Here is a 13,357-nt window from a genome sequence, read left to right on the forward strand (position 1 = left end):
CGAGACCACCGGCGGACGCGCCGGTGCACACGGCCACATAGGAACGCCCGGGCCGGACCGTTGCTTTTCCTTCCCGGAGGGCCACGATGTCGCACCTTTGCGGCCAGGACCGGACCGGATCAGACGAATTGAGGGAAGACATCGCCGGAAAAAACAGCATAGGCTATTGCCTGGACGGCAAATCTTCCTGGGGAGGAAACGGATGGCTTCACGCTATCACGAGGTCTATGAGGGCTGGAAGCGCGATCCGGAAAAGTTCTGGGCGGACGCTGCTGGCGCCATCGATTGGTACACGCCTTACGACAAGGTGTTCGACGCGGAAGCCGGCGTTTATGGCCGCTGGTTTACCGGCGCCACCTGCAACACGTGTTACAATGCCCTCGACCGGCATGTCGCCGGCGGGCGTGCCGACCAGATCGCGCTGATCCATGACAGCGCCATCACCGGCAGCGTGAAGACATTCACCTATGCCGAGCTCAAACGCGAAGTGGTGGCGCTGACCTCGGTGCTGAAGAACCGTGGCGTCGGCAAGGGCGACCGCGTCATCATCTACATGCCGATGGTGGCGGAAGCGGCCATCGCCATGCTTGCCTGCGCCCGCATCGGCGCCGTGCATTCGGTCGTCTTCGGCGGTTTTGCCTCGCATGAACTCGCCACCCGCATCGACGACGCCAGGCCGAAGCTGATCATCTCGGCCTCCTGCGGGCTGGAGCCCGGCCGCGTCGTTGCCTACAAGCCGCTGCTCGACAAGGCGATCGAGATATCCCGCCACAAGCCGGACGCCTGCCTGATCCTGCAGCGCGACCAGCTGCGCTGCGAGCTCAGGGACAATTACGACATCGACTATGCGGACGCGGTCGCGCGCGAGCGGGCGGCCGGGGCCAATGTTGACTGCGTTCCGGTGCTTGCCACGGACCCGCTCTACATCATCTACACGTCGGGCACGACCGGCCAGCCCAAGGGCATCGTTCGCGACAATGGCGGCCACATGGTGGCGCTCGAATGGACGATGGAAAACGAGTTCGGCGTCAAGCCCGGCGAAGTGTTCTGGGCGGCGTCCGATGTCGGCTGGGTGGTCGGCCATTCCTACATCGTCTACGGGCCGCTGCTGCATGGCTGCACCAGCATCCTGTTCGAAGGCAAGCCGGTCGGCACGCCCGATGCCGGCACCTACTGGCGGGTGATCGCGCAGCATGGCGTGGTCGCCCTGTTCACCGCGCCGACGGCGTTCCGCGCCATCAAGGGGCAGGATCCGAAAGGAGAATTCGTCGGCAGATACGACCTGTCGAAATTCCGCACGCTGTTCCTCGCGGGCGAGCGCGCAGACCCCGAAACCATCAAATGGGCGGAGCAGAAACTGAACGTGCCGGTCATCGACCATTGGTGGCAGACAGAGACCGGCTCGCCAATGACGATCAACCCCGCGGGGCTCGGCCTGCTGCCGGTGAAATACGGCTCACCCGGCGTGCCGATGCCCGGCTACGACATCCGCGTGCTCGACGATGCCGGCCACGAGGTGCCGCGCGGCACGCTCGGCAATGTCGTGGTCAAGCTGCCGCTGCCGGCGGGCTGCCTGCCGACGCTGTGGAACGCCGACGCCCGCTTCCGCCAGGCCTATCTCGACGAGTTCCCCGGCTTCTACAAGACCGCGGACGCCGGCATGATCGACGAGGACGGCTACCTCTATGTGATGGCCCGGACCGACGACATCATCAATGTCGCCGGCCACCGGCTGTCGACCGGCGCCATGGAAGAGGTGCTGGCAACGCACCCCGATGTCGCGGAATGCGCCGTCGTCGGCATCGCCGACGCGATGAAGGGCCAGGTTCCGCTAGGCTTCGTGGTGCTCAACGCGGGTGTCTCGCGCGAGAGCGGCCTCATCGAGAGCGAAGTGGTGGGGTTGGTGCGCGAACGCATCGGCCCGGTCGCCGCCTTCAGGACGGTGGTGACGATCAAGCGGTTGCCGAAGACGCGGTCGGGAAAGATCCTGCGCGGCACCATGCAGAAGATCGCCGACAAGGAAGACTGGACAATGCCGGCGACGATCGACGACCCGGCCATCCTCGACGAGATCACGGCGGCGATGAGAGCGCGCGGGATCGGGGTTTAACAGGCTGTTCAATCACGTATGGCAGCGCCGGGCGCCATACCCGATTGAGTGAGGCCGTCCGGAGCAGATGTCTTACCTGCGGCGCGCAATCTTTTATTGTGCAATGCAGCAATGCGCCCTACAGTCGGAGTGGGGGGCCTTCGACGAGGTCGCATGGCTCAGCAGACAAAAATCACATTCGGCGGCGTCGACATATTGCGTTTCCTGGCCGCCGTCATGGTGATGTTCTATCACTATGGCTTCTGGGTATGGGCATTCCCTGACGGCGTTTCGGCGCGCGCGACCGGCGGCATCCCGCCCCATCCCGAAATGGCCTTCGTCGGCTCCGGCTGGGTCGGCGTGCAGATATTCTTCGTCATCAGCGGTTTCGTCATCGCCTTCAGCGCCGAGAATTCGACGCCGCTGCGGTTTTTCGAGGCAAGGGTGAAGAGGTTGGCCCCGGCGGTCTGGATCTGCGCACCGGTCACCGCGGCGGTGCTGCTGCTCATCGGTCTGAGCTGGCCGACCGATGCCGTGGTCAGGCTCGTCCGCACCGGCCTTTTCGCGCCCTATGGTCCCTGGGTGGACAGCGTCTACTGGACGCTCGGCATCGAGATCGCCTTCTACGCAGTTGTCTGGATCCTCTTGCGGCTTGGCCGCTTTCACCTGATGGAGACGGTGGCGGTCCTGATCGGCCTTGTCAGCACGCTGTTCTGGTGCCTGTATTATCCGCTCGGCTGGTCCGACCTCGCCGAGACGCGCTGGCTGCAGCTCGTCCTGGTGCACCATGGCTCTTTTTTCGCCGTCGGCGTGCTTATCTGGCTGATGCGGTTCAAGGCGGTGACGGCCTCGCGCCTGGCCTTCTGCATGCTGTTCCTGGGCGGGAGCGTGCTGCAAATCGCCAGCTCGGTCGATGTCCACAGCGCCAAGGTCGGCGCCGCGATGCCCTATGCGCCGCCGATCCTCGTCTTCTTGGTCGCCATCGCCCTGATGGCGTGGTCGCTGCGGCTCGACCTCAGCTGGAGCGGCTGGCGCCGGATCGGCCTGATGACCTACCCGCTCTATCTGATCCACGACGTCATCGGCGCGGCGATGCTCGGCGCGATGGTCCGCGCGGGATTTCCCTATCTCCTGTCGATGGCAACGGTCGGCGCGACCATGATCGCGGCAAGCTGGCTGGTGGCGACCGAAGCCGAACCGCGCATCCGGCTGCTGCTCGACCACACGGTGTTCCGCTACCGGCTCAAGGCCGCGTAGAGGCGGACTATCGCAATGGCCGCGCCGTCCAGCGGCAGCAACGCGGCTTCATCGAAGTGCATCGTCACGGGCTACCATGGCGTCTTTGGATCGGGCGTGGCTGCTTGAATGCCCGTACTTGTTTCGCCGGCTTGTTCGCTTTACGAACGGCAATGACCCTTATCTCTCGCATTGCCGCCCTTGCTTTGCTCGCCGTCATTGTCTTCGCGACGCTGTCGCCAATTCAGATGCGGCCTCATCTGGGTGACGCAAATTTCGAACGCGCCCTCGCCTATGTTCTGTTCGGCGTGGCAATGGGGCTCGGCTTTCCAAACCGCCTGGCTGGAACTGTCACTATCGTCGTTGTCGTAGCCGCTACGCTGGAGCTGATGCAACTCTTCGAACCCGGTCGCCATGCGCGCCTTTCAGACGGCTCGCTGAAGGCTTTGGCAGGCATCCTCGGAATAGTTGTCGTCCATCTCAGCCTTTTGGTGGCCAGCCGCTATTGGCCGCGCAGGCTGACACTGCCTGCCGAATGAATGCCCGGGTTTAGACCCCCACTGTAGCCCGCCGCGGCCGCATGGGCGATGACCTGCCTCGTCACTCAGGCACGGAAATCGCCACGGCCGATGTCAGACGGTTGTCTTGCTGCGCACTTCGGTCTTGTCGAGATAATAGCTCGAGTACTGGCCGAAGAATTTTTCAGACGCTCCGAACGAGCCGTATTTGGCGAGCTTCTTGAGATCGACCTTGTTCAGCACCGCGCCGACGATCTTGTTGGCGACATAGGGTTCGGATTCGAGCATCGACCTCACCATCGCGCGCGGCGTGCGGCCCCATTCGGTGACCAGCACGAAGCCGTCGACAAGCGGCGCGAAGGCCTTGGCGTCGACTACCGGCCCCAGCGGCGGCAGATCGACGACGATGTATTCGAACGTCTCCTTGGCGTTGTCGATGAAGCGCCGCATGCCGGCCGAGGAGAGAAGCTCGCTGGTATGCGAGAAATTGCCGCGCAGCACGGCCGGAATGATCGCCAGCTTGGTCTGCCGGTCGATCTTGCCGACCGACTGCCAGGTCTGGCCGCTCACCACCGCTTCCATCAGTCCCTGCTCGGCCTCCATGCCGAGGCTGCGGCTCAAGCCCGGATTGCGCAGGTCGCCGTCGATCAGCAGCGTCCTGGCCCCATTGGCGGCGAGCAGTCCGGCCAGATTGGCCGCGACCGTCGACTTGCCTTCGCCGGGAAGGACCGAGATGACACCGATGACGCGGCTGCCTTGCCCTTCCATGACGACGTCGAAGGCGATCTTTGCGCTGCGCAGCGTCTCGGAGAACATCGACGCCGGAGCATCGACGCTGACGCGCATGCGCGCGCGCTTTTCGACGGCGGCCGGCGTTTTGGCGGTTTTGAGATCCGGGTCGGCCGGCTTTTCCTCCCTGGCGGTCTTGCCGCCGATGACAGGCAGGTAACCGAGGAATTTGAGGCCGACGCGGTCGCGGACATCCTCGCCGGTCCTGAAGAAACGTTCGTTGAATTCGTTGAGGCCGCCGAACCCCGCACCCATCAACGTGCCCAGCACAAGCGAGAGCGCCAGCACCACCATCGTGCGCGGGCTGGAGGCGCTGAGCGGCATCGATGCATCCGAGATGATGCGGATCTTGCCGACCGGGAAGGATTGCTGCTGGGCGGCTTCCTCGTAGCGGCCGAGGAATGTCTGGTAGAGCGTGGAGAGCGCCGTCGCCTTCTGGTCGAGTTCACGCAGCTTGACCTGCGACTGGTTGTCGATGGCGCTCTTGCCTTGCGCCGCGGCGACATTGGCCCTGAGCGCGGTCTCGCGCGCCAGCGCCACTTCATATTCGTTGCGATAGCTTTCGGTCAGTTGCTTCAGCTCGCCGAATATCTGCGCCGATATGTCGGCCTTCTCCTTGGCGAGCGCCACCGCCTGCGGATGCTGCGGCCCGAAATTGGCCTCGACATCCTGCTGCCGCTTGGCGACGGCGAGATAGCGCGTCTTGAGCGCCGCGATGACCGAGCTGCTCGGCTGGTCGCTCGATATGGCGGCATCCTTGAAGGCGTTCTCCGAGCCGCTTTCGACGATGGACTTGTACTGCTGGTAGCGGGCGCTGGCCCGGGCCGTATCGGCCTGCGCAACGATAAGCTGGGCGTTGAGGTCGGCAAGCTGCTTGGCGCTCATCAGCTGGCCGTCGCTGTTGGCGGACAGTCCGTGCTCGGCCCTGAATTTCTCGACCGCTAACGATGCCGCCTGCGAGCTTTCGCGCAGTTCCGTCAGCCGGCCCTGCAGCCAGACCGCGGCGCGCTCGGTGGCATCGAAGGAGGCGTCGAGCTGGTCGGCGAGATAGGCATCGGCATAGGCCTTGGTAATCGCGGTCGCCAGTGCCGGGTCCGTCGCCTGGTAGCCGAGCGCGATGACATAGCTTCGCCCGATGCGCTCCGCCTGCACCTCGTTCTGCAATTTGAGGATCGCGTAGTCGCGACGTGAGGTCGCGATCAGCGCATCGCGGGTGGCGGGGTCGAGCTTGGTGACGTCGCCGACGCCCGGCATGGGAGGACTGGGGCGAACATACTGGATCAGGCCGCGGATCAGGCCGATGCCCTGGGCGAGCGCCGACTGGGGCGGGTTCATGAACGCGTCGTTGCGGTCGAGCTTCAGCTTGTCGACGACCACGGCGGCAAGCCGCGTCGAGGTCAGGATTTCAATCTGGCTCAGGATGGCCGAATCGGTCTGCATGGTCGTCGACGCCGCCGAAATGTCGTCGACGATCTTGTTCAGTCCCTCATCGATCAGCACGCTCGAGACCGACTGGTATTTGGGCGGCGTGGTCTGCAGATAGAGCAGGCCCAAAACAAGACCAATGACCGCGCCCAGGACAACCACCTTGGCCTGCCGCGCTGCCATGCCAAGCAGCCGCTCGACATCGATGAAGTCTTCGCCGTCTCCTGCTTCCGAATTCGGCAATGGCATCCTCTTGTCGAGAGGAAAGTTGGCATAGTTCATCTTCGGTCCAATTCCAGAGCCCGTCCATCCCAATCATCGGGATGGGCTCTATCTCACTGTTTGAACATGATCTTTTCCGAAAACCGCCTTACGCTTTCCGGGATCATGCCTTGGCTCCCAGGCACTTCGAAGATCGGGAGCATTGCCAAAAAGCAACGCAAGTTCCATGCCGGACGCCACCGGGCCTTCCGCGCATCGCACCGTCAGCCGTCTGACAATGCTCCCGAAACATGGGCATTATGCGGCTTCTTCCTGTCGTTCATGCGACCGGACGAACTCCTGGAGCATCTCGAAAACCGGACCCTTCATGTCGTCGCGCGCCAAGGCGAAGGCGATATTGGCCTGGATGAAGCCCTCCTTCGAGCCGCAGTCGAACATGCGGCCCTTGAAAGGCTGGGCAAAGAAGGACTGCTCCTGCGCCAGGCGGACCATGGCGTCGGTCAGCTGGATCTCGTTGCCGGCGCCGCGCTGCTGGTTGCCGAGCAGGGCGAAGATCTCGGGCTGCAGGATATAGCGGCCGTTGATGTAGAAATTCGACGGCGCATTGGCCGGCGCCGGCTTCTCGACCATCGCCGTCACCTCGAAACCGCCGCCAATATCGGCGCCGCGGCCGACAATGCCGTATTTGTTGGTCTCGGTCGGGTCACAGCGCTCGACCGCAATGACGTTGCCGCCGGTTTCGGCATAGAGGTCGGTGACCTCGGCCAGGCAGCCGCGGCCCCCGAACGAGACCATGTCAGGCAAAAGCAAGGCGAAGGGCTCGTTGCCGATGACCTCGCGCGCGCACCAGACGGCGTGGCCAAGGCCCTGCGGGGATTGCTGGCGGATGAAGCTGGTGGCGCCGGCCACCGGCAGCAGGCTTTCCAGCGACTGCAACTGCGCCTTCTTGCCGCTCTGCTCCAGCGTTCCGATTAATTCCGGATGCAGGTCGAAATAATCCTCGATGACCGCCTTGTTGCGGCCGGTCACGAACACGATGTGCTCGATGCCGGCCTCGAAGGCCTCATCGACGGCGTATTGCACGACCGGCCGGTCGACGACGGGGAGCATTTCCTTCGGCATCGACTTGGTCGCCGGCAGGAACCGCGTTCCAAGCCCCGCCACCGGTATCACGGCCTTCCTGATTTTCTTCATCGCAAATTCCTTCTGAGGAGATCGACTTCAGTCCATTCGCAGGCCAGGAAAATCCCTCCATGTGCCTGCATCTTCACCTCCCCGCCCCTACGGCAAATTGTGCCGCTACTCGTCGCAACCGCACGGCGATCGGCATGCCCATATGCCTGACCGCCGCCGGATCGCTGAGCGCCGTCCGGATCGCCTTGAGCGGGGACCGCGCCTTGATGTGCTGGACCATCGACAGGAACGAGGCTGCCTTGCGCAGGCTGCGGCTGCGCCTGGCGAAGGCCGCTTGCGCGGCTGCGTCCATCTGATGGCTTTGAGCGAAAATTGCATCGGCCTTGCGCATCGCCTCGACATGATGAGGCTCGAGCACGCGCGAAATGGAGCCGCTGCGGATGTGATAGGCATAGCCGATGTCAGGCTCGACCACGCACCTGCCGCCCCTGGCCAGAGCGTTGGCCAGGAATATGTAATCCTCGCCGATGACCAGGTCCTCGTCGTAGCGAAGTCCGTTTTCTTCCAGGAAGCGGCGCTCGAAGATTGGTTTGAGATAGCCGAGATTGAACTTCGATTCGAAGACGACGTTGCCGGCGATATAGCTGGCCAGCGAGATCTCGCCCAATTCCTCCAGATAACGTGTCGGGAACATCGCATCCTCGATCACGCCGTCCTCGCGGACGACCTGGAGGTTGTCGACGGCGATTTGCGCGCCCGCCCTTTCAGCCCGCGCGATCATGGCGGCGATGCGGCCGGGATAGACCGCGTCGTCGGAATCGAGGACCGCGACCCAGCGGCCTCGGGCAACCTCGAGCCCGGCATTCCTGGCGCCGCCGGGCCCCCTGTTCTGCGCAAGCGCCACGACGCGCACGATATCCTGCGGATAGGCCCTTGCCACGTCGAGCGTCGCGTCGCGCGACTTGTCGTCGACGACGACGACCTCGACGCTGACACCCTTTTGCGCGATGGCGCTGGCGATCGCCCGGTCGAGGGTCGCCTCGGCGTTGTAGGCTGCGATGACGAAGGAAACGTCCGGGACGAAGCTGACGTCAGGCTGCACGCTTGCCTCCTTGCTGTGGCGAGGGCTGGCCGTAGAGACGGATCTCGCGGATGCCGACAAGGCCGCTGACCACGCCGACATGCATAATGCCGCGCAGCACGCTGCGGTTCCGCCGCACGGGGCTGGCAAGGAAGGGAAACGCCACGGCGAAGCAATAGGCTGCCTTTGCTGAGGCAATGCCGACCTGTTTGAGCAGGCCAATGCCGCTCGCATTGCGCCCGAGGAGATGGCCATGCGTCTGCCCGACGCGGAAGCGGCGGCGGCCAAGCCAGTCGAACGCGGCCCTGGTCCGCGGCACGACCTCGTCCACCCAAGCCTCCGGAGAAAAGGCGATCGTGCCGCCTGTCTTGTGCATCTGGTCGAAGAACTCGGTGTCCTCGCCGCCGGTCTGGCCACGCGCCAGGCTGAAGCGGCGCCCGCGCAGGCTGTCCGAACCCATGTCGAGCAGCACGTTGCAGGTGTAGCCGGTGCGGATTTCGCCGCGCACCCATACCGGCAAGGTCGAATGGAAATCGCCACGCCGCATCCAGTCCGGCGCATCGGCGCCATAGCGCGCCTTGACCGGGCCCAGCACGGCGGCGGCGCCACTTGCCTGGGCTGTTGCGACGAGCTCGGCAAGCCAGCGTGGCGAAGCCGTCTCGTCGTCGTCGATGAAGGCGACGAAATCCGACGTGCTGGCGTCAAGGCAGGCGTTGCGGGCGATCGAGATGTTGCGCGCCGGGCAGTGGTGATAGCTGATCGGCAGCGTCAGTTCCCGCGCCAGCGCCGTCACCAGATCCCTGGCGCTCGGCGTGTCGTCATTATCGGCGACGATGACACGGACATCGAAACCGGCCGGCCTGTCCATGGCATCGAGCGAGCGCAGCGTGTCGGCCAGTTCCGGCCGGCGGAACGTGCACACGCCGATGTCGATGCGGCGGTTCTTGCCTGCAGCCGCCATCACGCGACCCCGCGTCGTGCACCGAGGCCGAGAAGCTGCAGCCAGAAACCGACGGACCAGCCGAAATGCATGACCATCGCCGAGACGCCGGCAAGCGCGATGTCGGCATTGCGTTGGCTTACCGCCGTCCACAGGCCATAGCCGAGGCACACCGACGCCCAAATCAAAAGCGGCATCGCCGCCAGCCAGTGCACGAAGGAAAAGGCCGCGAGCACCACCACCGGGAACACCAGCAGCGGCACCATCTGCCGGACCTTCGGGATGACGCGGTGCTTCAGGACATTCTTGGCGCGACCGCGGCCGTAGCCGAGATACTGGAAATAGAGGCCGCTGAGCGACGCGCGCGGATAGTAGACCATCTGCGTCCTGCCGCTCATCCAGATCCTGTAGCCGGCCTGCCTCAGCCGGTAGTCGAGCTCGGCGTCCTCATTATGGCTGAACGTCTCGTCATAGCCGCCGACGGCCTGGAAGGCAGAAATCCGCATCAGCGCATGATGGCCGTGATCGACCCATTCTCCGGCGGACAGATGCCGGTGCTTGGAACCGCCGGTGCCGAGCTTTGAGTTCTGCGCCGCCGCGGCCGCCTTCTGTACGGTGCCGCTGCCGCTGGTCAGCATGGAAACCACGACCGAATCGGCGCCCGTGGCCAGCGCGTCCTCGACCAGCCGGTCGCAATAGTCGGCGGGGTAGCCGCCATGGGCATCGATGCGGATGAGATATTCGGCACCATCGCCGAATCTGGCGACGGCAAGATTGATCGCCGCGCTCTGGATGCGCTTTTCGTTGTGGAGCAGGATGATGCGGGGATCCTCTTTCGCGCGTTCGCCGACAATGGCCGGGGTACCATCGGTGCTGCCGCCATCGGCAACGACGATCCTGGCGCCGAGCCTCGCCGCCGCGGGGCTGAGCTGGTCGAGCAGCACACCGATATGGGCTGCCTCGTTGAGGCAGGGAATCACGATCAGGCTGGAGGGGAGCGCATGCATCATCGGGCGATCTCCATCCTATGCCAAGGCCTCGGCCGCGAAGGGTTCGCGTATGGCCGCCAGGCTGCGAAGCTTCTCGACCAGCGCCCGGCAATCGCTGCGATCATAGCTCCATATCTTGGGGTTGCGCGACAGAACGCGCTCCTTCAACGTGGCGAAGCGGCGTTCCTCCATCTTGCCGATGGCGGCCTGGAGTGCGTCGGGTGAGGCTTCGGGCAACAGAATGCCGATGCCCTGCCGGCCGAGGAACCGCCCGGTTTCCGTATTGGCCATAGAGATCGGCACCGCGCCGAAACGGCAGCCTTCATAGAGACGGTTGGGCAGCAGCCATTCGGAATTCTGGCCTGCCTCGAAGAAATCGATCGCCCAGGAGAAATGCACGTCCCGGTAGATCGCCGCCATGTCCTCCGGGTTGCGGTAGGGTCCGCGAAACGAAAGCCAGGGCTCCGCCTCGACGAAGGCGTGGAAATCCGGGAATTCGGTCAATGCCGGGCGGCCGCGCAGCACGATCTCGAACCGGCCGTCGGCGCGGCGCGAGAAATCGGCCAGGAGTTCGAGCGAGCGGCGGCAGCGCAATGCCCCGAACCAGCCGATGCGCCAGGGTGGTGCGACAGGCGCCTCGGCCATCTCATGCTCGGCCGGCAGGATCGCCGCTGCCTCGAAATATTTGTTTTCGACCAGTTCGACCGGCGCCGCCACCTGGCCGAACGGCTCGAAATAATTGGCGGTGAATGCGGGCGAACTGGTCACCAGCAGCTTTACGTCCCTGGCAAGGTAACGTTCCGTGGCGCGCAGCGCCTTGCCGACCGCATCGCTGCGGAGCATCAGGCGATGGATGTCGAGGCATTCATAGACGATCGGCACCGCGGCGCCGAATGCCGTGTTGGCGCGGCGGGCGAGCGCCAGCATTTCCAGATTGCGCGCGATGATGAGATCGGGCCTCGGCATGCCGCGGAGCCTGGTGCCGATCGAAACCGCCACTTTGGCGACTGCCGTCAGACGCTGGGCGAATCGCCCGTCACGCGTCGCGCCGAGATCCAGCGGCCGCAATCCCTCGACGTCGGCAATGGGATTTGCCGTGCGACGGAAGCCTGCGAGCGTGACCTGGGCGCCACCTGCCCTGAGCATTGTAATCCGCCGGCGCACTGCCGGGTCGGAAACGTCATGCACAAGGTACAAGACATTCAGCATGAAAACTCGACCGCTGTTGGCCCACCCACGGGGAACCTAGTACAGGTCTTGCTGCATCGCAACATTTTTGGTGCAGCGTAGCAAAATCCACGTTTTTTGTTGCACTGCAAAATAAATGCCGTAATTTGGCCGCGGCGGCGGTTGCAGGGTTCCTGGTCGGAACCTGCACAAGAATCAGGAATCCTGAATTTGGAAGCCAATCCATTCGATCCGCCAGAAGGCTCGCTGCGCAAATCGGTCGGGCGTGGCGCGGTCGTGACGGCCTTGTCGCAGTCCGTGCGGGTCGCCACGCAGATCATTTCCGTCATCGTGCTGTCGCGTCTCCTGTTGCCGCAGGATTTTGGCGTCGTGGCGATGTGCGCGCCGGTGCTGGCCTTCATCGCGCTGTTCCAGGATTTCGGCCTCACCCAGGCGACCATCCAGAAATCGGGCATACGGCACGACGAGGTGAACTACCTGTTCTGGATCAATGTCGCCGTCAGCGCGATCCTGGCCTGCGTGCTTGCCGGCGCGGCACCACTGGTCGCCGCCTTCTACGGCGAACCGCGCGTGGCTGGCCTGGTGGCGGCGCTGGGGCTGCAGATCATGGCCTACGGCCTCGGTGCGCAGCATCTGGCGCTGCTGACCCGCCGCATGCAGTTCGGCCGCCTGGCCGTCATCGATGTCGCAGGCGCCGTGGCCGGTCTTGCCGTGTCGATCGCCTGGACCTTCATCGACCGCTCCTACTGGGCACTTTTCGCCGGCACGTTGACCGGAGCCGTGCTGCCGACGCTGTGCTACTGGGCCAGTTCGCGCTGGCGGCCCAGCCTGCCGCGCAAGGTCGCCGGAATCAGCGAGCTGATCAATTTCGGCGCCGGCATAACCGGCTTCAACTTCGCCAACTTCTTCGCCCGCAATCTCGACAACGTGCTGATCGGAAAATACTGGGGCGAGGCGCAGCTCGGCCTCTATGACCGTGCCTACAAGCTGCTCCTGTTCCCGCTGAGCCAGATCACGAACCCGCTGTCGAAGGTGATGGTGCCGGCTCTTTCCAGGCTGAAGGACGAGCCCGACCGCTACCGCAGCGCCTATCTTCGCGTCATGCCGCTGATCCTGCTGGTGGCGCTCCCCGGCGTCGCTTTCGCCACCGCCATGTCGGACATACTCATCCCCTTCGTGCTCGGCGAGCAGTGGCGCGCGAGCGCCGGCATTTTCTTGGCGCTTGGCTTCGCCGGGCTGCTGCAGCCGCTCAACAATCCGGCCGGATGGCTGTTCGTCAGCCAGGGCCGTTCCGGCGACTTCATGCGCTGGGGCATCATCACGGCGGTGACGTCGGTGCTCGCTTTCGTGCTGGGCTTGCCTTATGGCGCGCTCGGCGTGGCGATCGCCTATGCCGTCAGCGAATATCTGCGCACGCCTTTCCTGTGGCTCTATGTCGGCAGGAGCGGGCCGTTGCGGGCAAGCCACGTTCTTCGCGCCGCGACGCCGTTCGTGCTCGGCGCGCATCTGGCGCTGGCGGCGGTCTGGTTGGTCAAGCCGCTGCTGCCGCAGCAGCCTGTCATTGCCTTGGCCAGCGGCGCCATCCTTGCCTATCTCATCACCATCGTCATCGCGCTGGCCTTCGCAGCCGGCCGTGAAGCCTTGCGCGAGGCCTTGAAAATGCTGCCGGCACGGCCGCCGGCGGCAGCACCGCGCGAGGCGCAATAATTTCGGCGCTTTCGACCCTTACCGTTCACCCGAGCAGGC

The 13,357-nt window shown here is 64.3% G+C and carries 10 protein-coding genes; 4 read left to right on the plus strand and 6 right to left on the minus strand.

The annotated features are described in order from the left end of the window. Window positions 1–202: 202 nt before the first annotated feature. The 3 genes from LB532_RS16595 (at window position 203) to LB532_RS16605 (ending at window position 3,864) form a co-directional block, all read left to right on the plus strand. A complete protein-coding gene (locus LB532_RS16595; RefSeq protein WP_140643670.1) occupies window positions 203–2,110 on the plus strand; it encodes a propionyl-CoA synthetase in 1,908 nt (635 codons plus the stop codon). A 153-nt stretch (window positions 2,111–2,263) separates the two neighbouring features. Further along, a complete protein-coding gene (locus LB532_RS16600; protein ID WP_140643672.1) occupies window positions 2,264–3,346 on the plus strand; it encodes an acyltransferase family protein in 1,083 nt (360 codons plus the stop codon). 152 nt (window positions 3,347–3,498) lie between these two features. After that, window positions 3,499–3,864, plus strand: a complete 366-nt coding sequence (locus tag LB532_RS16605; protein WP_181169569.1) for a VanZ family protein — start codon at window positions 3,499–3,501, stop codon at window positions 3,862–3,864. Window positions 3,865–3,957: 93 nt separating this feature from the next. Here the strand turns inward: LB532_RS16605 and LB532_RS16610 are convergent, their stop codons facing one another. From LB532_RS16610 to LB532_RS16635, 6 genes are all read right to left on the minus strand, one after another. After that, complete coding sequence (locus LB532_RS16610; protein WP_140643673.1) at window positions 3,958–6,339, minus strand: polysaccharide biosynthesis tyrosine autokinase; 2,382 nt, start codon at window positions 6,337–6,339, stop codon at window positions 3,958–3,960. Window positions 6,340–6,576: 237 nt separating this feature from the next. Beyond that, a complete protein-coding gene (locus tag LB532_RS16615) occupies window positions 6,577–7,473 on the minus strand; it encodes a UTP--glucose-1-phosphate uridylyltransferase (RefSeq protein WP_140643675.1) in 897 nt (298 codons plus the stop codon). A gap of 73 nt (window positions 7,474–7,546) precedes the next feature. Further along, a complete protein-coding gene (locus tag LB532_RS16620) occupies window positions 7,547–8,515 on the minus strand; it encodes a glycosyltransferase family 2 protein (protein WP_140643677.1) in 969 nt (322 codons plus the stop codon). Beyond that, window positions 8,505–9,455, minus strand: a complete 951-nt coding sequence (locus tag LB532_RS16625; protein ID WP_140643679.1) for a glycosyltransferase — start codon at window positions 9,453–9,455, stop codon at window positions 8,505–8,507. Before LB532_RS16625 ends, LB532_RS16620 begins: the two co-directional genes overlap by 11 nt. Then, entirely contained in the window at window positions 9,455–10,444 is a 990-nt protein-coding gene (locus LB532_RS16630; protein ID WP_140643680.1) for a glycosyltransferase family 2 protein, read from the minus strand. Before LB532_RS16630 ends, LB532_RS16625 begins: the two co-directional genes overlap by 1 nt. Before the next feature lie 15 nt (window positions 10,445–10,459). Next, entirely contained in the window at window positions 10,460–11,632 is a 1,173-nt protein-coding gene (locus LB532_RS16635) for a glycosyltransferase (protein WP_140643681.1), read from the minus strand. Window positions 11,633–11,821: 189 nt separating this feature from the next. Between LB532_RS16635 and LB532_RS16640 the strand changes: the two genes are divergently transcribed. Then, a complete protein-coding gene (locus LB532_RS16640) occupies window positions 11,822–13,318 on the plus strand; it encodes a lipopolysaccharide biosynthesis protein (RefSeq protein WP_140643683.1) in 1,497 nt (498 codons plus the stop codon). Window positions 13,319–13,357: the final 39 nt, after the last annotated feature.

The sequence above is a fragment of the Mesorhizobium sp. ESP-6-2 genome (assembly GCF_020164675.1).
Taxonomy (GTDB): Bacteria; Pseudomonadota; Alphaproteobacteria; order Rhizobiales; family Rhizobiaceae; genus Mesorhizobium.

Excerpts from the sequence above, each read along its gene's own strand:
- LB532_RS16595 (WP_140643670.1), top strand. The coding sequence starts at position 203 with ATGGCTTCACGCTATCACGAGGTCTATGAGGGCTGGAAGCGCGATCCG.
- LB532_RS16600 (WP_140643672.1), top strand. The coding sequence starts at position 2,264 with ATGGCTCAGCAGACAAAAATCACATTCGGCGGCGTCGACATATTGCGT.
- LB532_RS16605 (WP_181169569.1), top strand. The coding sequence starts at position 3,499 with ATGACCCTTATCTCTCGCATTGCCGCCCTTGCTTTGCTCGCCGTCATT.
- LB532_RS16610 (WP_140643673.1), bottom strand. The coding sequence starts at position 6,339 with ATGAACTATGCCAACTTTCCTCTCGACAAGAGGATGCCATTGCCGAAT.
- LB532_RS16615 (WP_140643675.1), bottom strand. The coding sequence starts at position 7,473 with ATGAAGAAAATCAGGAAGGCCGTGATACCGGTGGCGGGGCTTGGAACG.
- LB532_RS16625 (WP_140643679.1), bottom strand. The coding sequence starts at position 9,455 with ATGGCGGCTGCAGGCAAGAACCGCCGCATCGACATCGGCGTGTGCACG.
- LB532_RS16630 (WP_140643680.1), bottom strand. The coding sequence starts at position 10,444 with ATGATGCATGCGCTCCCCTCCAGCCTGATCGTGATTCCCTGCCTCAAC.
- LB532_RS16635 (WP_140643681.1), bottom strand. The coding sequence starts at position 11,632 with ATGCTGAATGTCTTGTACCTTGTGCATGACGTTTCCGACCCGGCAGTG.